This window comes from Streptomyces sp. NPDC048566 (assembly GCF_043199735.1).
Taxonomy (GTDB): domain Bacteria; phylum Actinomycetota; class Actinomycetes; order Streptomycetales; family Streptomycetaceae; genus Streptomyces.
Map to the genome: position 1 here is coordinate 228,451 of NZ_JBICWL010000006.1, position 19,149 is coordinate 247,599.

At 74.3% G+C, this 19,149-nt stretch carries 10 protein-coding genes and 1 pseudogene; 5 read left to right on the plus strand and 6 right to left on the minus strand.

What is annotated here, in order from left to right:
- Nucleotides 1–8: 8 nt before the first annotated feature.
- Nucleotides 9–1,370: a glutamine synthetase family protein gene (locus ACGFS9_RS13455; protein ID WP_393252924.1), complete on the minus strand. Its 1,362-nt coding sequence runs from the start codon at nt 1,368–1,370 to the stop codon at nt 9–11.
- A 941-nt stretch (nt 1,371–2,311) separates the two neighbouring features.
- Between ACGFS9_RS13455 and ACGFS9_RS13460 the strand changes: the two genes are divergently transcribed.
- Together ACGFS9_RS13460 and ACGFS9_RS13465 are read left to right on the plus strand one after the other, a co-directional pair.
- Nucleotides 2,312–4,252, plus strand: a complete 1,941-nt coding sequence (locus ACGFS9_RS13460) for a protease pro-enzyme activation domain-containing protein (RefSeq protein WP_393252925.1) — start codon at nt 2,312–2,314, stop codon at nt 4,250–4,252.
- A gap of 253 nt (nt 4,253–4,505) precedes the next feature.
- A complete protein-coding gene (locus ACGFS9_RS13465) occupies nt 4,506–6,560 on the plus strand; it encodes an NAD(+) synthase (protein WP_393252926.1) in 2,055 nt (684 codons plus the stop codon).
- Nucleotides 6,561–6,727: 167 nt separating this feature from the next.
- Here the strand turns inward: ACGFS9_RS13465 and ACGFS9_RS13470 are convergent, their stop codons facing one another.
- From ACGFS9_RS13470 to ACGFS9_RS13485, 4 genes are all read right to left on the minus strand, one after another.
- Entirely contained in the window at nt 6,728–7,954 is a 1,227-nt protein-coding gene (locus ACGFS9_RS13470) for an MFS transporter (RefSeq protein ID WP_393252928.1), read from the minus strand.
- A gap of 167 nt (nt 7,955–8,121) precedes the next feature.
- Nucleotides 8,122–9,159, minus strand: a complete 1,038-nt coding sequence (locus ACGFS9_RS13475; protein ID WP_393252929.1) for an endonuclease/exonuclease/phosphatase family protein — start codon at nt 9,157–9,159, stop codon at nt 8,122–8,124.
- A gap of 200 nt (nt 9,160–9,359) precedes the next feature.
- Nucleotides 9,360–9,980 carry a TetR/AcrR family transcriptional regulator gene (locus tag ACGFS9_RS13480; protein WP_393252930.1) on the minus strand — a complete coding sequence of 207 codons (621 nt, stop codon included), beginning with the start codon at nt 9,978–9,980 and terminating at the stop codon, nt 9,360–9,362.
- 151 nt (nt 9,981–10,131) lie between these two features.
- Nucleotides 10,132–11,742, minus strand: a complete 1,611-nt coding sequence (locus tag ACGFS9_RS13485) for an MFS transporter (protein ID WP_393252931.1) — start codon at nt 11,740–11,742, stop codon at nt 10,132–10,134.
- 309 nt (nt 11,743–12,051) lie between these two features.
- Between ACGFS9_RS13485 and panB the strand changes: the two genes are divergently transcribed.
- The 3 genes and pseudogenes from panB (at nt 12,052) to ACGFS9_RS13500 (ending at nt 15,303) form a co-directional block, all read left to right on the plus strand.
- Entirely contained in the window at nt 12,052–12,939 is an 888-nt protein-coding gene (gene panB / locus ACGFS9_RS13490) for a 3-methyl-2-oxobutanoate hydroxymethyltransferase (RefSeq protein WP_393252932.1), read from the plus strand.
- 510 nt (nt 12,940–13,449) lie between these two features.
- Nucleotides 13,450–14,482 (plus strand): annotated as a pseudogene (locus ACGFS9_RS13495) (ATP-binding cassette domain-containing protein).
- Nucleotides 14,479–15,303, plus strand: coding sequence for an ABC transporter permease (locus ACGFS9_RS13500; RefSeq protein ID WP_393252934.1), 825 nt, complete (start codon nt 14,479–14,481; stop codon nt 15,301–15,303). The pseudogene ACGFS9_RS13495 and the gene ACGFS9_RS13500 overlap by 4 nt, the downstream one beginning before the upstream one ends.
- A gap of 99 nt (nt 15,304–15,402) precedes the next feature.
- Here ACGFS9_RS13500 and ACGFS9_RS13505 read toward each other — a convergent pair whose 3' ends face one another.
- Nucleotides 15,403–18,930: a BTAD domain-containing putative transcriptional regulator gene (locus tag ACGFS9_RS13505; protein ID WP_393252936.1), complete on the minus strand. Its 3,528-nt coding sequence runs from the start codon at nt 18,928–18,930 to the stop codon at nt 15,403–15,405.
- Nucleotides 18,931–19,149 lie beyond the last annotated feature (219 nt).

Sequence of the window (19,149 nt, forward strand, 5' to 3'; positions counted from 1 at the left end):
ACCTGCTCCTACAGCACCGGCAGGTTCTTCCGCAGCTCGAAGGCGGTGACCTCGCTGCGGTACTCCTCCCACTCCGACTTCTTGTTGCGGAGGAAGAAGTCGAAGACGTGCTCGCCCAGGGTCTCGGCCGCGAGTTCGCTGCGCTGCATGAGGGTCAGGGCCTCGCCCAGGTTCTGCGGCAGGGGCTCGATGCCCATGGCGCGGCGCTCGGCGTCGGACAGGGCCCAGACGTCGTCGTCGGCGCCCGGCGGGAGCTCGTAGCCCTCCTCGATGCCCTTCAGGCCCGCGGCCAGGAGCAGCGCGTAGGCCAGGTAGGGGTTCGCGCCCGAGTCGAGCGAGCGGACCTCGACCCGCGCCGATCCGGTCTTGCCGGGCTTGTACATCGGGACGCGGACCAGCGCGGATCGGTTGTTGTGGCCCCAGCAGATGTACGAGGGGGCCTCGCCGCCGGCCCCGGCGGTGCGCTCCGAGCCGCCCCAGATGCGCTTGTAGGAGTTGACCCACTGGTTCGTGACCGCGGAGATCTCCGCGGAGTGCTTCAGCAGGCCGGCGATGAAGGAGCGGCCGACCTTGGAGAGCTGGTACTCCGAGCCGGACTCGTAGAAGGCGTTGCGGTCGCCCTCGAAGAGGGAGAGGTGGGTGTGCATGCCGCTGCCCGGGTACTCCGAGAACGGCTTCGGCATGAACGTGGCCTGCACGCCCTGCTCCAGCGCGACCTGCTTCATGATCAGCCGGAAGGTCATGATGTTGTCGGCCGTGGAGAGGGCGTCGGCGTACCGCAGGTCGATCTCCTGCTGGCCGGGGGCGCCCTCGTGGTGGCTGAACTCCACCGAGATGCCCATCGACTCCAGCATGGTGATGGCCTGGCGCCGGAAGTCCTGGCCCACGTTCTGCGGGGTGTGGTCGAAGTAGCCCGAGTTGTCCGCGGGGGTGGGCCGCGAGCCGTCCAGCGGGCGGTCCTTGAGCAGGAAGAACTCGATCTCGGGGTGGGTGTAGAAGGTGAAGCCCAGGTCGGAGGTCTTGGCGAGGGCGCGCTTGAGGACGTAGCGCGGGTCCGCGAAGGACGGGGAGCCGTCCGGCATCAGGATGTCGCAGAACATCCGGGCGGTGCCGGGGGCCTCGGCGCGCCAGGGCAGGACCTGGAAGGTGCCCGGGTCCGGCTTGGCGATCATGTCGGACTCGTAGACCCGGGCGAAGCCCTCGATGGCCGAGCCGTCGAAGCCGATGCCCTCGTCGAAGGCCTGTTCCAGCTCGGCCGGGGCCACGGCCACCGACTTGAGGAAGCCGAGCACGTCCGTGAACCACAGACGTACGAACCGGATGTCACGCTCCTCCAGCGTCCGGAGCACGAACTCCTGCTGCTTGTCCATCTTCCGCTTCCACCCATCCTTGCTGGTCAGGCCGCCTGCTCCCACGCATCGGAGACGATCGGGGCACCTGAGCATCCCACCACAACACCATTTCGTGCGCGTTGCGGACCTTGATCGGCCGGGCGACCTCGGTCTGAACGCCCCGCGTACGGGGGGTGTCCCGCTCCGGTGCCCATACTGCCTGCTCACGGACCCTGCCGTAAGGCCCGCCCCCCACCGGCTCCCCGGCCCGCCGGGAGGGGCGCGGGCCGGGGAGCGGTCGGGGCCTCCGACGGGGCCCGGCGGGCCCGTACGGGCAGCGCACCGGCCGTCGCTCGCGTCCCGGCCGTCCCCTTCTCCGAGGGACGCGTCACGGGTTCCGCCCGGCCCGCGGTCACGGTGCCGCGCCGGGCCCGCGGGGAGGCCCGCGGCCGTGCCGGGCGGGTCCCCGCCCGGCGCCACCGGGTCGCAGCGCGCCTCCGCGGTGGTCGTGGTCGCGGGTCCCGCGGCGGGCGGCGCGGTGCTCGCGCCGCCCCGGTCCGCCGACGCGGCCGCTCCGCGAGCACCGCGAAGGGCGACGAGCACCCGTCGTCCGGGCGGCGTCCACGCGGGCCGAGGCTGCGTCGAGCGGTGCACGGCCCGGAGACCCCGGCCCCGGGCCGTGGCGTCCCGCTGCGCTAGCAGGCCCGCCGTCCCGCGCGGGAGCCGCTCCTGCGTGCCGCTCCGACAGACCGAGGGAAAACCCTCGTTCTTGGGCATGAGGTCACGTCAAATCGCCCCAAATGGCGGCTAAACAAGGCTACTTGGGGTTTCCTTGGCACTTTCATTCCCCTGGCATGAACGGTTCATCGCAAGAGTGGCCCCCATCCGTGATCCATTCCTCCCGCCCGGACAGGGCGCGGGGTCCCACGTGGTTCACCGACCGACCACTACATGCGACGAACCGCATCGCAGGGGGTTCTATGAGATCCAACCGCGCCACCAGGCGTGCCGGAGTGAGCATGGCGGCGACACTGCCGTTGCTCGCCGGCGCGCTGGCGTTCGGCATACCCGCGGCCCACGCCGCGGACGGTCCGAGCCGCGACACCCTCGCGGGCACCAAGCCCGCGTGGGCGACCGCCCAGGCCGACAAGGGCGCCGCCTCGGACGGGTCCCGGGTCTCGGCCCGGGTCTACCTCGCCGGCCGCGACGCCAAGGGCCTGGCCGCGTACGCCCGGTCCGTGTCCGACCCGAACTCGGCCTCGTACGGCAAGTACCTGAGCGCCGGGAAGACGCAGGCCCGCTTCGGCGCCACCAAGGCGCAGGTCGCCGCGGTGAAGTCGTGGCTGCGTTCCGCCGGCCTGAAGGTCACCGGCACCACGCAGCACTACGTCTCCGTGACCGGCGACGTGGCCGCCGCCGAGAAGGCGTTCGGCACCCGGCTGCACAACTACACCAAGAGCGGCAGGACCTACCGCGCCCCGTCGCGGACGGCCTCCGCGCCGGCCGCCCTGGACGGCGCCGTCCTGACCGTCACCGGACTGGACAACGCCCCGCACAAGGCGCGGCACGCCGACCAGCTGCCGCCCCCGGACGCGGTGTTCAAGAACTCCGGGCCGTTCTCCTCGTACTACGGCTCGAACACGGCGAGCAGCCTGCCCTCCGCCTACGGCGGCAAGATCCCGTACGCCGTCAAGGGGTACACGGGCAAGCAGCTGCGCGCCGCCTACGGCGCGGGCAGCCGCACCGGCAAGCACGTGCGGGTCGCCATCACCGACGCGTACGCCTCGCCGACCATCGCCTTCGACGCGGCCACCTACGCCCGCAAGCACGGTGACGCGGCGTACTCGACCAGCCAGCTCCGCCAGGTGCTGCCGGCCGGCTACACGAAGACCGAGGAGTGCGGGGCGGCCGGCTGGTACGGCGAGGAGACCCTCGACGTCGAGGCCGTGCACGCGGTCGCACCGGCCGCGAGCATCACCTACGTGGGCGCCGCCTCCTGCTACGACGACGACCTGCTCGACTCGCTGAGCAAGATCGTCGACGGTCACCTCGCCGACATCGTCTCCAACTCGTGGGGCGACATCGAGGCCAACCAGACCCCCGACCTCGCGGCCGCCTACGACCAGGTCTTCCAGTTCGGCGCGGTCGAGGGCATCGGCTTCTACTTCTCCTCCGGTGACAACGGCGACGAGGTAGCCAACACCGGCACGAAGCAGGTCGACACCCCGGCCAACTCGGCGTGGGTGACGGCGGTCGGCGGCACCTCGCTGGCGGTCGGCAAGGGCAACACGTACCTCTGGGAGACCGGCTGGGGCACCGAGAAGGCCTCGCTGTCGACCAACGGCAAGCGCTGGACCGGGTTCCCGGGCGCCTTCACCTCCGGCGCCGGCGGCGGCACCAGCAGGACCGTGGCGGAGCCCTACTACCAGCGGGGCGTCGTCCCGAACAAGCTGGCCAAGGCCAACAACGCGGCGGGCAACCGGGTCGTCCCGGACATCGCGGCGATCGCCGACCCCAACACCGGCTTCAAGGTCGGCCAGACGCAGTCCTTCCCCGACGGGACGGAGCAGTACAGCGAGTACCGCATCGGCGGCACCTCGCTCGCCGCTCCGGTGATCGCGGCGGTCCAGGCGCTCGCCCAGGAGGCGCGCGGCGGCAAGGCGATCGGATTCGCCAACCCGTCGATCTACGCCAAGGCCGGCTCGAAGGCGTACCACGACGTCACGGACCGGCCCACGGGCACCGGACTCGCCGTGGCACGCGTGGACTTCGCGAACGGCTTCGACGCGTCGGACGGTCTGCTGACCTCGGTCCGCAGCCTCGGCAAGGACAGCTCGCTGAAGGCCGTGAAGGGCTACGACGACGTCACCGGCGTGGGTTCGCCCGCTCCCGGCTACGTCGACTCCTACCGCCGTCACTGACCGGCACCCACCCACGATGCGCCCGTCTCCCCCGGGAGGCGGGCGCATCGCGCGTCCCGGGCGGCGGGGCCGCCGGCCGGCGGCGCGCCGGGGGCCGCCGTGGGCGAGGGCCTCCTGCCCACCGCGGGCCCGGAGCCGGAGCCGGGATGCGCCGGGACGGGACGTGGCCGAGGGCGGCCGTCGGGGGCCGTGCCGGAGGTCCGCCCGCCGCACCCGCCCGCCATCGCGTCGCTCTGACGATTACACTGGCCGGGTGCCTCCTTCGAACTTCCGGTCGCTCTATCAGCACGGCTTCGCCCGCGTCGCCGCCTGCACGGGCCACACCGTCATCGCGGACCCGCACGCCAACGCCGAGGCGGTCCTGCGCCAGGCGCGCGGCTGCTCCGAGGAGGGGGTCGCCGTGGCCGTCTTCCCGGAACTGGGCCTGTGCGGCTACTCCATCGAGGACCTGCTGCTCCAGGACGCGCTGCTCGACCAGGTCGAGCAGGCGCTCGCCGAGGTGGTCGCGGGGTCGTCGGACCTGCTGCCGGTGCTCGTCGTGGGAGCCCCGCTGCGCCGCCGCAACCGGCTCTACAACTGCGCGGTGGTCGTGCACCGGGGCCGCGTCCTCGGGGTGGTGCCCAAGTCGTACCCGCCGAACTACCGGGAGTTCTACGAGCGCCGGCAGATCGCCGCGGGCGACGACGAGCGCGGCGGCACGATCCGGGTCGGCGGGCAGGAGGTGCCGTTCGGCGTGGACCTGCTGTTCGCCGCGGACGACGTCCCCGGGCTCGTGCTGCACGCGGAGATCTGCGAGGACATGTGGGTGCCGGTGCCGCCGAGCGCCGAGGCCGCGCTCGCGGGTGCCACGGTCCTCGCCAACCTCTCCGGCAGCCCGATCACCGTCGGCCGGGCCGAGGACCGCAGGCTGATGTGCCGGTCGGCCTCCTCGCGGGGCATCGCGGCCTACGTGTACGCGGCGGCCGGACTGGGCGAGTCGACCACCGACCTGTCCTGGGACGGGCAGACCATGGTCTACGAGAACGGGGCCCTGCTCGCCGAGTCCGACCGCTTCCCGCTCGACGACCGCCGCTGCGTGGCCGACGTCGACCTCGACCTGCTGCGCCAGGAGCGGATGCGGACCGGCAGCTTCGACGACAACCGGCGCACCCACGCGGCCCGCACCGCGGACTTCCGGACGCTGCCGTTCCGGCTCGGCCCGCCGACCGGCGATCTGGGCCTGCGGCGCCGTGTCGAGCGCTTCCCGTTCGTCCCCGCGGACCCCGACCGGCTCGCCCAGGACTGCTTCGAGGCGTACAACATCCAGGTCGCCGGGCTCCAGCAGCGGCTCGCCGCCATCGGCGGCCCGAAGGTGGTCATCGGGGTCTCCGGGGGCCTGGACTCCACGCACGCGCTGATCGTCGCCGCCCGGGCCATGGACCGGGCGGGCCGCCCGCGCAGCGACATCCTCGCCTTCACCCTGCCCGGCTTCGCCACCAGCGACCACACCAAGGGAAACGCGCACGAGCTGATGCGCTCCCTGGGGGTCACCGCGGCCGAGCTGGACATCACGCCGACCGCCCGGCTGATGCTGCGGGAGATGGACCACCCCTTCTCCTCCGGGGAGCCCGTCTACGACGTCACGTTCGAGAACGTGCAGGCCGGGCTGCGCACCGACTACCTGTTCCGGCTCGCCAACCAGCGGGGCGGCATCGTGCTCGGCACCGGCGACCTGTCGGAGCTGGCGCTCGGCTGGTGCACGTACGGCGTGGGCGACCAGATGAGCCACTACAACGTCAACTCGGGCGTCCCCAAGACGCTGATCCAGCACCTCATCCGCTGGGTGATCGGCAGCCACCAGTTCGACGCGGACACCGAGCGGACGCTGGCCGCGATCCTCGACACCGAGATCAGCCCGGAACTCGTGCCGGGCGAGGAGCTGCAGTCCACCGAGTCGAAGATCGGCCCGTACGCGCTGCACGACTTCACGCTCTTCCACGTGCTGCGCTACGGCTTCCGGCCGTCGAAGATCGCCTTCCTGGCCTGGCACGCGTGGCACGACGCGGACGCCGGTGCCTGGCCGCCGGGCTTCCCCGCGGCGGAGCGGGTCGCCTACGACCTGCCGGAGATCCGCCGCTGGCTGGAGGAGTTCTGCCGCCGCTTCTTCGGCTTCGCCCAGTTCAAGCGCTCGGCCATGCCGAACGGGCCGAAGGTCTCGGCGGGCGGTTCGCTCTCGCCGCGCGGCGACTGGCGTGCGCCGTCGGACGGCTCGGCCCGCACCTGGCTGCGCGACCTGGCCCGCTTCGACCCCCCGGAGACGGCGAGCTGACGCCGCGGAGCCGCCCCGCTCCCGCGCAGTGGGCGGGGCGGCGCCGGCGCACGGAACGCGCCGCCCCCGCAAGCCGACCGAGGCCGCCGGGCCCCAGGGGGGGCGGCGCACGGCGCGGTGTGCCCCTCCGTCCGATCGGCCGCGCCCCACCGCCGCCGGGCGGCACGTCACCCGGTGCGCCGCAGCGCCTCCGCGCGCTCGGGGTGTCCGGTGGCCACCACACGGGCGGGACGGGCCGGCCGCCGCGTACGGCCGCGGTCCACGGCGTACGCCACGCCGGCCACGCCGATGCCCAGGACCGCGAGTCCCGCCCCGGCGACGGCCGGTGCCGTCACGCCGAAGCCGGCGGCCAGCGCGAGCCCGCCGATCCAGGCCCCGCCGGCGTTCGCCAGGTTGAAGGCGGCCTGGTTCGCGGACGACGCCAGCGACGGCGCCGCCGCGGCCTTCTCCATGGCCATGAGCTGGAGGGGCGAGCCGGTGACGAACGCCGCCGCGCCGAGCAGGGTGACGCCGGCGGCGGCGCTCCACCGGTCCGTCATCAGGACCGGGAACAGCGCGAGGACCGCGGTCATCGCGAGCAGTCCGCCGAAGAGCGTGCCGCGCGTGGAGTGGTCGGCCAGCCGGCCGCCGAGCAGGTTGCCGGCGGTGGCGCCGACGCCGAAGAGCGCGAGCAGCAGCGTGACGCTGCCCTCGCCGTAGCCGGCGGCGTCCGTCAGCATGGGGGCGATGTAGCTGTAGGCGGCGAAGAGCGCGCCGAAGCCCGCGACGGTGGTGGCGAGGGCGAGCCAGACGGGCAGGGAGCGCAGGGCGGCCAGTTCGCCGCGCAGACCGGCCTGCGAGGGGTGCGCGCGGTCGTGCGGGACGAGCAGGTACAGCGCGGCGACGGCGGCGAGACCGATCACGCTCACGCCGAGGAAGGCGGCCCGCCAGCCCAGGTGCTGCCCCAGGGCCGTGGCGACGGGGACGCCGGCGATGTTCGCGACGGTGAGGCCGAGGAACATCAGCGAGACGGAGCGGGCCTTGCGCTCGGGGGCGACCAGCCCGGTGGCCACGACGGCGCCGACACCGAAGAAGGCGCCGTGCGGCAGGCCGCTGAGGAAGCGGGCGGCGAGCAGCCAGTGGTGGCCGGGGGCGACCGCGGAGAGGGCGTTGCCGGCCACGAAGAGGACCATCAGGGCGATCAGGACGGTGCGGCGGGGCATCCGGGCGGTGGCCGCCGCGAGCAGCGGGGCGCCGACGACCACGCCGAGCGCGTACGCGGAGACGAGGTGCCCGGCGGTCGGCAGGGAGACGTGCAGGTCGTCGGCCACGTCGGGGAGCAGCCCCATCATGACGAACTCGGTGGTGCCGATACCGAACGCGCCCACGGCGAGGGCGAGCAGGGCCAGAGGCATGGTCGGCCTTTCGGACGAGCGGGGTGGGCGGGGTCCGTGCGGGGCGCGGGATCGCGGGGGCGTCCGCGCGCACGGCGGGGACCCGCACACGGCCCTGTGTGCGGGTTCCGGGACGAACGTTAAGTTCAGTCGCTAAACAAAGTCGAGGGGGCCCAGTATTCCAGACGTCAGGAACCGGTCGCGCCGAGGCGCACGCGGGCCGCGATCGGCAGGTGGTCGCTGCCGGTTCCGGGCAGGGTCCACGAGGTCACCGGCTCGACGCCCTTGACCATGATCTGGTCGATCCGCGCCATCGGGAACGACGCCGGCCAGCTGAACCCGAACCCGCTGCCCACCGCCCCCTGGGTGGAGCGCATCTGTGCGGTGACGGCGTTCAGGGCGCGGTCGTTCATGGTGCCGTTGAGGTCGCCGAGCAGGACGGTCCGCTTCAGCGGTTCGTCGGCGATGGCCTCGCCCAGCGCGTCGGCGCTCGTGTCGCGCTGCCGGGCGGTGAACCCGGCCTCCATCTTCACGCGCACCGACGGCAGATGGGCGACGTAGACGGCGACCCGGCCGGCCGGCGCGGTCACCGTCGCCCGCATGGCCCGGGTCCAGCCCAGCTTGATGTCCACCGGACGCGCGTCGTCGAGCGGGTACTTGCTCCACAGCCCGACGGTGCCCTGCACGGAGTGGTACGGGTACGTCGGGGCGAGCGCCCGCTCGTACACCGGCACGGCCGACGCGGTCAGTTCCTCCAGGGCGAGCACGTCGGCGCCCGAGGACGCCACGTCGCGGGCGGTGCCGACGGGGTCGGGGTTGTCGGCGTTGACGTTGTGGGTGGCGACGGTGAGGTCGCCCCCGGTGCCGGTCTTGTCGGTGAGCAGCCCGCCGAAGAGGTTGAGCCAGACGACGGCGGGCAGCAGCACCGCGATCAGGGCCGTGGCCGACCGGCGCACGAGCGCGAGGACGAACAGCACCGGGACCATCAGTCCGGCCCAGGGCAGGAACGTCTCGGTGAGACTGCCCAGGTTGCCGATCCGGTTGGGGATTTGGGCGTGCGCGAACATCACCAGGGCGAGGAGGACCGCGACGGCGGCGAGGACCAGGCCGCGGCGCCAGATGCCGCGGTCGCCGCGCCAGCCGTCGAACAGGCGCCGGATCCGGGACCCTCCGCGGTCCGGCCCCTGGCCGCCGCCGCCCGTCTCCGTCATATACGCCTGCGCCATTTAGTCGCCTCACAAACTGCCGTGCGCACCGTCTGCCCCTCGGCTACGACCCTAGGGGATGTCCGGTGTCGTTCTCGCCGTCCGGGACGGCCGTACAGGCAAGGGGACGAACGACGTCGCGTCCGGAGTTCCGCGGGACGGCCCGCACTGCGCCCTCTGTGACGAAACGCGCACATACGCACCGTCAGGAGGGGGCCCTGTCACGGCCGGGCGGGGCGCAGGCCCTCCAGGAGCGTGTCGACGACCTGTTCGGCGAGGCCCTCGGGGAGGTCGGTCTCGGGACGCAGCACGGTCCGCACGAGCAGCGGGCCGACGAACATGTCGTTGAGGAGTTCGATGTCGACGTCGTCGCGCAGTTCGCCGTCGCGCTGGCCGCGGCGCAGCACCTCGTAGCCGAGCCGGCGGCGGGGCGCGATGACCATCGCGTCGTAGGCGGCCCACAGCCGGGGGTTGCTCTTCATCTGGGCGTGCACGTTGTGCAGGATCGCCGAGGAGCGGCTGACCAGGCCGCGGCGGCGCAGCGATTCGAGCAGGACGACGAGGTCGTCGCGCATGGAGACGCCGGGGAGTTCGGGGTCCTGCGGCTCGGCGGCGCGCATCACGTCGACGAAGAGTTCGTCCTTGCCGCTCCAGCGGCGGTAGATGGTCGCCTTGCCGACGCCGACGGTGCGGGCGAGCCGCTCGATGGAGAGGTCGGCGAGCGGCACGCCCTCTTCGAGCAGCTTCATCACACCCTCGATGATGGCGCGCTCCACGGCCTCGCTCCGGGGCCTTCCCCGGCCGGGGCAGCCCTGCCTGTCCGGGCCTTCCGCGAGGCTCACGTCGAACTCCGTTCCCGTCGTCTGCCTGCTGTCATTGTCCCCGGTGGGCGGAACGGGCGGGCACCCGCCCCGGGCGGGGAGGCGCCCGCCGCTCCGCACGGCGCGGGTCCGTGGACCCTCCCGCCCGTCCGTCCCCCGGCGCGGGCCGGCCTCAGTCCTGTCCGGTCCGCCCGTCCGCGGCCGTCACCAACTCGGCCTGCTCCGCGCTCTCCTGGGGGGCCGGGGGGCGGCCGGGCAGGAAGAGCGCGACGACGACCGCGCCGAGGACCGCGACGCCGGCGCCGCACAGGGCGGTGACGTGCATGGCGTGCAGGAAGGCGTCGTTCGCCGGGGCGACGAGGGCGCTGCCCCGCGGGCCGAGCCCGGCGGCGACGCCGAGCGTCGCCTCGATCGACTCGCCGGCGGTGTGCCGCAGCGGGGCGGGGACGAGGGCGAGCTTGTCCTCGATGCCGTTGCGGTAGGCCGTGGAGAGCACGGAGCCGAGGACGGCGATGCCGAGGGCGCCGCCGACCTGGCGGAAGGTGTTGCTGAGGGCGGAGGCGGAGCCCGCCTTCTCGCGGGGCAGGGCCTGCATGATGACGACGCTGGTGGGCGTCATGATGTGCGCCATCCCGGTGCCCATCAGGAAGAAGACGACCTCCAGGATCCAGATCGGGGTGTCGGCCTCCAGCGTGGCGAACGCGGCGAGCATCGCGGCGATGGTCAGCAGGCCGGCGGTGCAGGTGGCCCGGTTGCCGAAGCGGTCGACGACCAGCCGGGCGCGGGGCGCGAAGACGAGCTGGGCGACGGCCAGCGGAAGCATCAGCAGACCGGTCTGGAGCGGCGAGTAGCCCCGCACGCTCTGGGTGTAGAAGACCGAGAAGAAGGTCACGCCCATGAGAGCGAAGAAGACCAGCGCGATGGCGGAGATGGCGGCCGAGAAGACCTTGTTGCGGAAGTGGGTGACGTCGATCGACGGGTGGTCGCTGCGCTTCTCGAAGACGACGAAGCCGACGAGGACCGCGAGGCCGGCACCGGTGGTCGCGAGGACCTGCGGGTCGGTGAAGTCGGCCAGCTGGCCGCCCTTGATGATGCCGTAGACGAGCAGGACGAGGCCGACGACCGAGAGGACGACGCCGATCGGGTCGATGCGTCCGGGGCTCGGGTCGCGGGAGTCGGGGACCAGCCAGATCATCAGGCCGATCGCGAGGACCACGATCGGCACGTTGACGAGGAAGACCGACCCCCACCAGAAGTGGTCCAGCAGCACGCCGCCGGTGATCGGCCCGATGGCGATGGCGAGCCCGACGCCGCCGGCCCAGATGCCGATGGCCTTGGGCTGCTCGTCGCGCTCGAAGACGTTCATCAGGACGGCGAGGGTCGCGGGCATGACGAAGGCGGCGCCCAGACCCATCACCGCGCGGAAGACGATCAGCTGCACCGGTGAGCCGGACTCGGCGGCCAGCGCGGAGCCGAGGCCGAACACGGCGAGGCCGGCGAGCAGGACCTTCTTGCGGCCGAGCCGGTCGCCGAGGAGGCCGGCCGTGAACAGCAGGCCGGCGAAGACGAGGGTGTAGGCGTTGATGGCCCACTCCAGCTCGCCCTGGGTGGCGCCGAGACCGGTGGGCGCCGGGGTCGAGATCGTCTTGATCGCGACGTTCAGGATGGAGTTGTCGAGCACCACGATCAGCAGGCTGAGCATGAGCACGCCGAGGATCGCCCAGCGGCGCCGGTGCACCGCCTCGGGGACACCCGTGCCGGACGGAGGAGCGGAGGTTGTCATGGCGACCACCCTAGACGTAATTCGATACGGCACCGTCTCGTATCGGAAATGCTTTACGCAGAACTTACGATCGGCACGGCCCCCGGCCCCGTCCCCGCCCGCCGGGGACGGGGCACGGCGGGGACGGCACGGCGCGCCCCGCCGGGGACGGGGCCGGGACCGGCCCGGCGGCGCGCCGGGGAGCGGCGTGGCGCGGCAGACACCCGGGCCGGCGGGCCCGGTCTAGCCGCGCGTGCCGTCAGGTGCCACCATGGGGGTGATCCGGGGACGCCGTCAGGGCGCCTCGAGATGACAGAAGGAGCCGTTGCGATGACGCAGCTTTCGGCTGCCCCCGAGCAGTCCGCGAAGGGTGCCCTCAAGTCCGCCGACGGCGGCAAGGCGCTGTACGGCGGCAAGAGCACCCGCCGCATCACGGTGCGCGACATCACCGCCGCCAAGGAGCGCGGCGAGAAGTGGCCCATGCTGACCGCCTACGACGCGATGACCGCCTCGGTCTTCGACGAGGCCGGCATCCCGGTCATGCTCGTCGGCGACTCGGCCGGCAACTGCCACCTGGGCTACGAGACCACCGTCCCGGTCACCCTGGACGAGATGACCATGCTGTCCGCCGCGGTCGTACGGGGCACCCGCCGGGCCCTGATCGTCGGCGACCTGCCCTTCGGCTCCTACCAGGAGGGTCCGGTCCAGGCGCTGCGCTCGGCGACCCGGCTGGTCAAGGAGGCCGGGGTCGGCGCGGTCAAGCTGGAGGGCGGCGAGCGCTCGCACCGCCAGATCGAACTGCTGGTGGAGTCCGGCATCCCGGTGATGGCGCACATCGGCCTCACCCCGCAGTCCGTGAACGCGATGGGCTACCGGGTGCAGGGCCGCGGCGAGGAGGCCGCGCAGCAGCTGCTGCGGGACGCCAAGTCGGTCCAGGACGCGGGCGCCTTCGCCGTCGTCCTGGAACTGGTCCCGGCGGAGCTGGCGGCCGAGGTCACGCGCACGCTGCACATCCCCACCGTCGGCATCGGCGCCGGTGCGGAGACCGACGCGCAGGTCCTGGTGTGGACCGACATGCTCGGGCTGACCGACGGCAGGGTGCCGAAGTTCGTCAAGAAGTACGCCGACCTGCGCCGGGTGATGGGCGACGCGGCCCGGTCGTTCGCCGAGGACGTGGTCGGCGGGACGTTCCCGCTGGACGAGCACGCGGTCCACTAGGGCCCCTCGGGCGGCGTCCGCCCGTCGGCGAGCGGCATCCGGTGCGCGCTCCGCGCGCGCCGGGTGCACCGCCCTCGTCCCGGACGTCCCCCGGACCCCGTACCCGGTGCGGCGGGCGAGCGCGCCGGGCGTCGCGGCGGGGTGAACGCCGACCCCCGGGACACCCCCTCGGGTCACCGTCCGAGGCAATGCCCGGCACGCCGGGCCCACGAGCCACTGCGGCACCACGGCAGCCCGCCGATCTTCCCCCGTCGGCGGGCTGCCGCCTTTCCGGGCGCTCCTGCGCACACCTCCTCCCGCGGCCGGCGGGGCGCCGGATCAGCCGGGTCCGGGCCCTCCTCGGGCGCGGACGCCCTCGGGCCGCGAACCGCCCGCGCCGTGGCCGCGCGCCCCGGGAGCCCCCTCGGCCCGCGCCGCACCGGCCGGCTGTCGGCGACCTGTCGGCGGCGGCCGGCGGGCTGTCGGCGTCCTGTCGGCCGTTTGTCGGTGGGCACCGGCACCGTGGTCGGCATGACGCGAATCGACAACACGTCCCGACACGCTGCGACCGGCCGCAGCGCCGTCACCGTACGGGGGCTGGTCAAGCACTACGGCGAGACCAAGGCGCTGGACGGCGTCGACCTGGAGGTGCGCGAAGGCACCGTCCTCGGCGTGCTCGGCCCCAACGGCGCTGGCAAGACCACCCTCGTCCGCTGCCTGTCCACCCTGGTCACCCCGGACGCCGGGCAGGCCACCGTCGCCGGGTACGACGTGCTGAGGCAGCCCCGGCAGCTGCGCCGGGTGATCGGGCTCACCGGCCAGTACGCCTCGGTCGACGAGAAGCTGCCCGGCTGGGAGAACCTCTACATGATCGGCCGGCTGCTCGACCTGTCCCGCAAGGACGCCCGCCGGCGGGCCGACGAGCTGCTGGAGCGCTTCTCGCTGACCGACGCCGCCAAGCGGCCCGCCGCCACCTACTCCGGCGGGATGCGCCGCCGGCTCGACCTGGCCGCGTCCATGATCGGCAACCCGGCCGTGCTGTACCTGGACGAGCCGACGACCGGGCTCGACCCCCGCACCCGCAACGAGGTGTGGCAGGAGGTCAAGCGCATGGTCGCCGACGGTGTCACCGTGCTGCTCACCACCCAGTACATGGAGGAGGCCGAGCAACTGGCCGCCGAGCTGACCGTCATCGACCGCGGCAAGGTCATCGCCGGCGGCCTGATCGACGAGCTGAAGGCGCGCGTCGGCGGGCGCACCCTGCGCATCCGGCCGCTGGACCCGCTGCACCTGCGCCCGCTGGCCGACCTGTTCGACGAGGCGGGGCTCACCGGCCTCGCGACGACGACCGTGGACACCGAGACCGGCAGCGTGCTCGTCCCGGTCCTCAGCGACGAACAGCTCACCGCCGTCGTCGGCGCGGTCAGCGCACGCGGCATCCATCGCCGCCATCTCCACCGAACTGCCCAGTCTGGACGAGGTGTTCCTGTCCCTCACCGGCCACAAGGCCAGTGCCCCGCAGGACGAGATCCCCGCCCGCGCCTACGAGGAGGTCTCCGCATGAGCACCGCCGTCGCCGAAACCCCGCTCGCCGTCGAGGGCGACGCGCGCATCTCGCCGCGCGCGCACGCGCGCCACGTCGGCGCCCTGGTCCGCCGCAACCTGCTGTGGATCCGCCAGGACCCCGAGTCGATGTTCGACGCGGTCCTGATGCCGGTGGTCTTCACCCTGCTCTTCGTGTTCGTCTTCGGCGGCTCCATCGGCCAGTCGCTGGGCGGCGGGCAGCAGCAGTACGTGCAGTACGTGGTGCCCGGCCTGCTCGCCATGATGGGCATGAACATCGCCACGGCCGTCGGCACCGGGTTCAACCAGGACTTCCACACCGGCGTCATGGACCGCTTCCGCACCCTGCCGATCGGCCAGGGCTCCGTGCTCTTCGCCAAGATCGTGGTGGAGTTGCTGCGCATGCTCGTCGCCACGACGGTCCTCCTCGTCGTCGGCGTGCTCGTCGGATTCGACGTCGAGAACTGGCCGGGCCTGTTCGCCGCCGTCGGCCTCGCGACGCTGTTCGGCTCCGCCCTGATGTGGATCTTCCTGGTGCTGGGCGTGACCATGAAGAACGCGCAGTCCGTGCAGGCGATGGGCTTCCTCGTCCTGATGCCCCTCCAGTTCGGTTCGTCGATCTTCTCGCCGACCGGGACCATGCCGGGCTGGCTGCAGACCTTCACCGACTACAACCCGCTGTCGGCCCTCGCGGACGCCGCGCGCGGCCTGATGGTCGGCGGTCCGGTCGCCCACGACCTGTGGGTGACCCTCGCCTGGACCGCCGGACTCACCGCCGTGATGGCGCCGATCGCGATCCACAAGTTCCGCACCAAGGCGTGACGCCCGGGGCGGGCCCCTGCCCTCCCCGGCCGGCACCGCCGCGCTCGGCGGGGAGCTCCCGCCCCGGTGCCCGACGCCGTGCTCGCGGCGCACGCCGGGTCAGACGAGGGCGGCGGCCTCCTCCTCGGAGAGGCCGCCGCCCTCCGCGTACGCCGAGGCGAACGCCGCCTCGTCCAGCAGGGCCCGCGCGCCCGCCTCGGCCCGCCGGCGCACCTCGGCCTCCATCGGCCCGGCGACGTAGCCCGGCGGCAGCAGACCGTCGGCGGCGCCGAGCAGCCGTGCGGCGTCCCGGACCCGCCGGCCGCCGTCCAGCCCGCCGAGCGCTATGGCCGCGGTGGTCAGATGCGCCGAGGTCATGTGCGGCGCGATCATCCGCGCCAGCGGGTCCAGGGACTGCGCCAGCGCCCGGCGCGCCTTGTCCAGGGCGCCGGCGTGGTGACCCTCGACGGTGTCCAGCCAGGCGTCCAGGCCCACCACGAACCCGTCGAAGACCGCGAACGAGACGGCCCCGAACTGCTCCCGCAGCAGCCGCAGCTGCTCACGCGCCTCGGCGACGCGGTTGCTGCGGCCGAGCCAGGTGGTGAGGAACAGCCGGGCCGCGGGCATCGCCTCGTTGTGCGCGCCGTCGCGGTCGGCCAGCACCTCGCGGAGCATCCGCTCGCCGCGTGCGGCGTCCCCCAGCTCGATGTGCATGCCGGCGAGCCGGACGGTCAGCACCGCCTGCTGGGCGCGGGCGCCGAGCCGTTCGGCGTGCCGGGCGGCCTCCGCGTAGTCCGCCGCCGCGGCGGCGTGGTCGCCGGTGCGTTCGTGGGCCTCGCCGCGGGCGGACAGCGACTCGGCCGCTCCCCAGGCGTCGCCCAGCCGGATGAAGATCTCCAGGGCCTCGTCGGCGTCCGCGGCGGCGTCGCCGGCCAGGTCCGCGCGGTTGGCGAGGATGTTGGCGCGCATCTGGAGGGCGGCGGCCAGCTCCCACGCGGAGCCGAGTTCGCGGCAGGTGCGCACCGAGGCGTCGACGACCTCGGTGACCTGCTCCAGCGTGCCGGTGAGCAGCACCGCGAAGAACCACAGGCTGCCGGGGCTGCGGCAGGTCTGCGGCGCGCCGGGTTCGTAGCTGGCGGCGATCGTGCGGAGCTTCTCCTGCGCCCCGGGGGTCTGCCAGGCCGCCATGTCCATGTCCATGTAGGCAAGATGGAACAGGTGGACCCCGCGCCGGGCCTCGTCGAGGATCTCCGGGCGCATCGGCGGCGGCGCGTCCGTGCACCGCTCGTACACCGGGGCGACCCGGACGGCGGGCGGCCGGAACGGGTCCGGGCCGAGCGCCATCACCTCGGCGGACCAGGCGCGCGCGTCGAGGCGCTGGTCGCGGATCTGCCAGTACCAGGCCAGCGAGAGCACCATGCAGAGCGCCTCCTGCTCGTCCCGGGCGGCGACGGCGCGCCGCAGGGCGGTGCGCAGGTTCTCGTACTCGCGCTCGATCAGGTCGATGGCGGCGCGCTGCCCGGGGCCGCGCAGCAGTGGATCGGTGGTGCGGGCCAGTTCGCGGTAGTACGTGAGGTGGGCGCGCTCGGCGGCCGCGCGGGCGCCGGAGGCGTCGAGGCGTTCCGCCGCGTACTCGGCGACGGTCTCCAGGAGCCGGTAGCGCATCCCGTGCCCGCCCGAGGGGGATGCCACGACCAGGGACTTGTCGACGAGCGAACCGAGCACGGGCAGCGCGGCGGGACCGCACACGGCCTCGGCGCCGGCCGGTCCGCAGCCCCCCGCGAAGACGGACAGCCGGCCGAGAGCGTCCCGTTCCTCCGCGTCGAGCAGGTCCCAGGACCAGTCGACGACGGCCCGCAGCGTCTGCTGGCGGGGCAGCACGGTGCGGCTGCCGGAGGTCAGCAGCCGGAACCGGTCGTCGAGCCGGTCCGCGATCTGCCGCGCGCTGAGCATCCGCAGCCGGGCGGCGGCGAGTTCGATGGCGAGCGGGAGGCCGTCGAGGCGGCGGCAGATCTCGGCGGACGACTCCGGATCGTCCTCGACGCGGAAGCCGGGGCGGGCGGCGCCGCCGCGGTCGGCGAGCAGCCGCAGCGCGACCGGCTCCGGCAGCGGTTCCACCGGGCGCAGCACCTCGCCCGGCACGCCGAGCGGTTCCCGGCTGGTGGCGAGCACCGTCAGCCCCGGGCAGCGTTCCAGGAGGGCCTCGGCGAGGTGGGCGGCGGCGTCCACGACGTGCTCGCAGTTGTCCAGGACGATCAGCATGCGGCGCCGGGCGCAGTGCTCGGCGAGCCGGGTGAGCGGGTCGTCGTGCCGCTCGGCCACGGCCCGCATCTCCTCGGCCCCCGCGCCGCGCAGCACGGTCTCCCGGGCGCCGACGGCGGTCAGCACGGCCTCGGGCACGTCCTTGGGGTCGTCCACGGGGGCGAGTTCGGCCAGCCACACGCCGTCCGGAAGCACCGGGGCCAGCGACTCGGCGGCCTCCTGCGACAGCCGGGTCTTGCCGGCCCCGCCGGGACCGAGCAGCGTCACGAGCCGGGCGCCCGCGAGGTCGGCGCGCAGGGCGTCGAGGTCGGTCTCGCGGCCGACGAACGAGGTGAGCCGGGCCCGCAGGTTGCCGGGCGGGGCCGAAAGGGGCACCGGGGGCTGCGGCTCGGGGACGGCGGGGGGCGTGCCGGGCCCGGCGCCGTTCCGGGACGGTGCCGGGGCCTGGGCCTGGGGGGCCGTGGGGCCGTCCGCGCCTCCGGCGCCGCCGGCCGGGTGGACGGCGAGGCCGCCGCCCGACGGGGCGCCGGACGCGGTCCGCGGGGCCGCGGCGCCGGGGGCCGGGACGCCGGCGCGGGCGTCCGCGGCGGGGCGGGCCGCCGCGTCGGCGGCTCCCGGCACGCTCCGGCCGGGCGCGCGGGCCGGTTCCGGGGCGGTGCCGCCGGTGAGCAGCTCGGCGTGCAGGGCGCGCAGCTCCGGTCCCGGATCGGAGCCCAGGCGGTCGGCGAGCAGGGCGCGGACGGACGCGTAGGCGGCGAGCGCGGCGGCGGACCGGCCGGCGTCCCGCAGCGCGCGCAGCCGCAGCACGTGCAGCGGCTCGTCCAGCGGGTGCAGGTCGCACAGGGCGGTCAGCTCGGGCAGGACCTGCTCGGCGCGGCCGAGGGCGAGGGCGGCGGCCAGCCGGGCCCGCTGGGCGTCCAGCCGCCGGGCCTCCCGGCGGACGGACTCGGCGGCCCGGTCCGGCAGGTCGGCGAGGGCCGGGCCCTGCCAGAGGGCGAGGGCGTCGTCCAGGAGGGCGACCGCCCCGGCGGGGTCGCCGTCGGCCAGGGCGCGGGTGCCCTCCGCGGCGAGCCGCTCGAAGCAGTGCAGGTCGACGTCGTCGGGGTCGGCCGCGAGCCGGTAGCCGCCCTCGGCCGACCGCACGGCGTCCGCGCCGAGCGCCCGGCGCAGCCGCCCCACCAGCGCCTGGAGCGCGCCGGGCGCGTCGGCGGGCGGGGCGCCGTCCCACACCTCGTCGACCAGCACGCTCGCCGGGACGGTCCGTCCGGGCCGCAGCGCGAGCACCGTCAGCAGGGCGCGCAGCCGCGCCCCGCCGACCGGGACGGCCGTTCCGTCGGGCCGGACTGCCTGGGTGGTTCCGAGGATGCGGTAGCGCACGGGGTCCATTGTCTCCGGTGGTGCGGGGCGCGGCCGCGGGGCCCGCCCGATCCGGGCGCGGCAGGGGCGGGCGCGGCGCCGGCCGGGACGGCGGCCGCCGCGCGTCGGGGCGCGGGCCCTCCGGGGCGCCCGTGCGCGGACCGGCCGGCGAGGGCCGCGGACCCCGCCCTCCCCCGGAACCCGGGGGACACGGCGAGACGTTCTCCGCGTGAGCCCGGTACGGTCGGG

Bases quoted from the DNA above. Each gene is read 5' to 3' on its own strand.
- ACGFS9_RS13460 (WP_393252925.1), top strand. From the start codon at position 2,312: ATGAGATCCAACCGCGCCACCAGGCGTGCCGGAGTGAGCATGGCGGCG.
- ACGFS9_RS13505 (WP_393252936.1), bottom strand. From the start codon at position 18,930: ATGGACCCCGTGCGCTACCGCATCCTCGGAACCACCCAGGCAGTCCGG.
- panB (WP_393252932.1), top strand. From the start codon at position 12,052: ATGACGCAGCTTTCGGCTGCCCCCGAGCAGTCCGCGAAGGGTGCCCTC.
- ACGFS9_RS13455 (WP_393252924.1), bottom strand. From the start codon at position 1,370: ATGGACAAGCAGCAGGAGTTCGTGCTCCGGACGCTGGAGGAGCGTGAC.
- ACGFS9_RS13470 (WP_393252928.1), bottom strand. From the start codon at position 7,954: ATGCCTCTGGCCCTGCTCGCCCTCGCCGTGGGCGCGTTCGGTATCGGC.
- ACGFS9_RS13500 (WP_393252934.1), top strand. From the start codon at position 14,479: ATGAGCACCGCCGTCGCCGAAACCCCGCTCGCCGTCGAGGGCGACGCG.
- ACGFS9_RS13475 (WP_393252929.1), bottom strand. From the start codon at position 9,159: ATGGCGCAGGCGTATATGACGGAGACGGGCGGCGGCGGCCAGGGGCCG.
- ACGFS9_RS13485 (WP_393252931.1), bottom strand. From the start codon at position 11,742: ATGACAACCTCCGCTCCTCCGTCCGGCACGGGTGTCCCCGAGGCGGTG.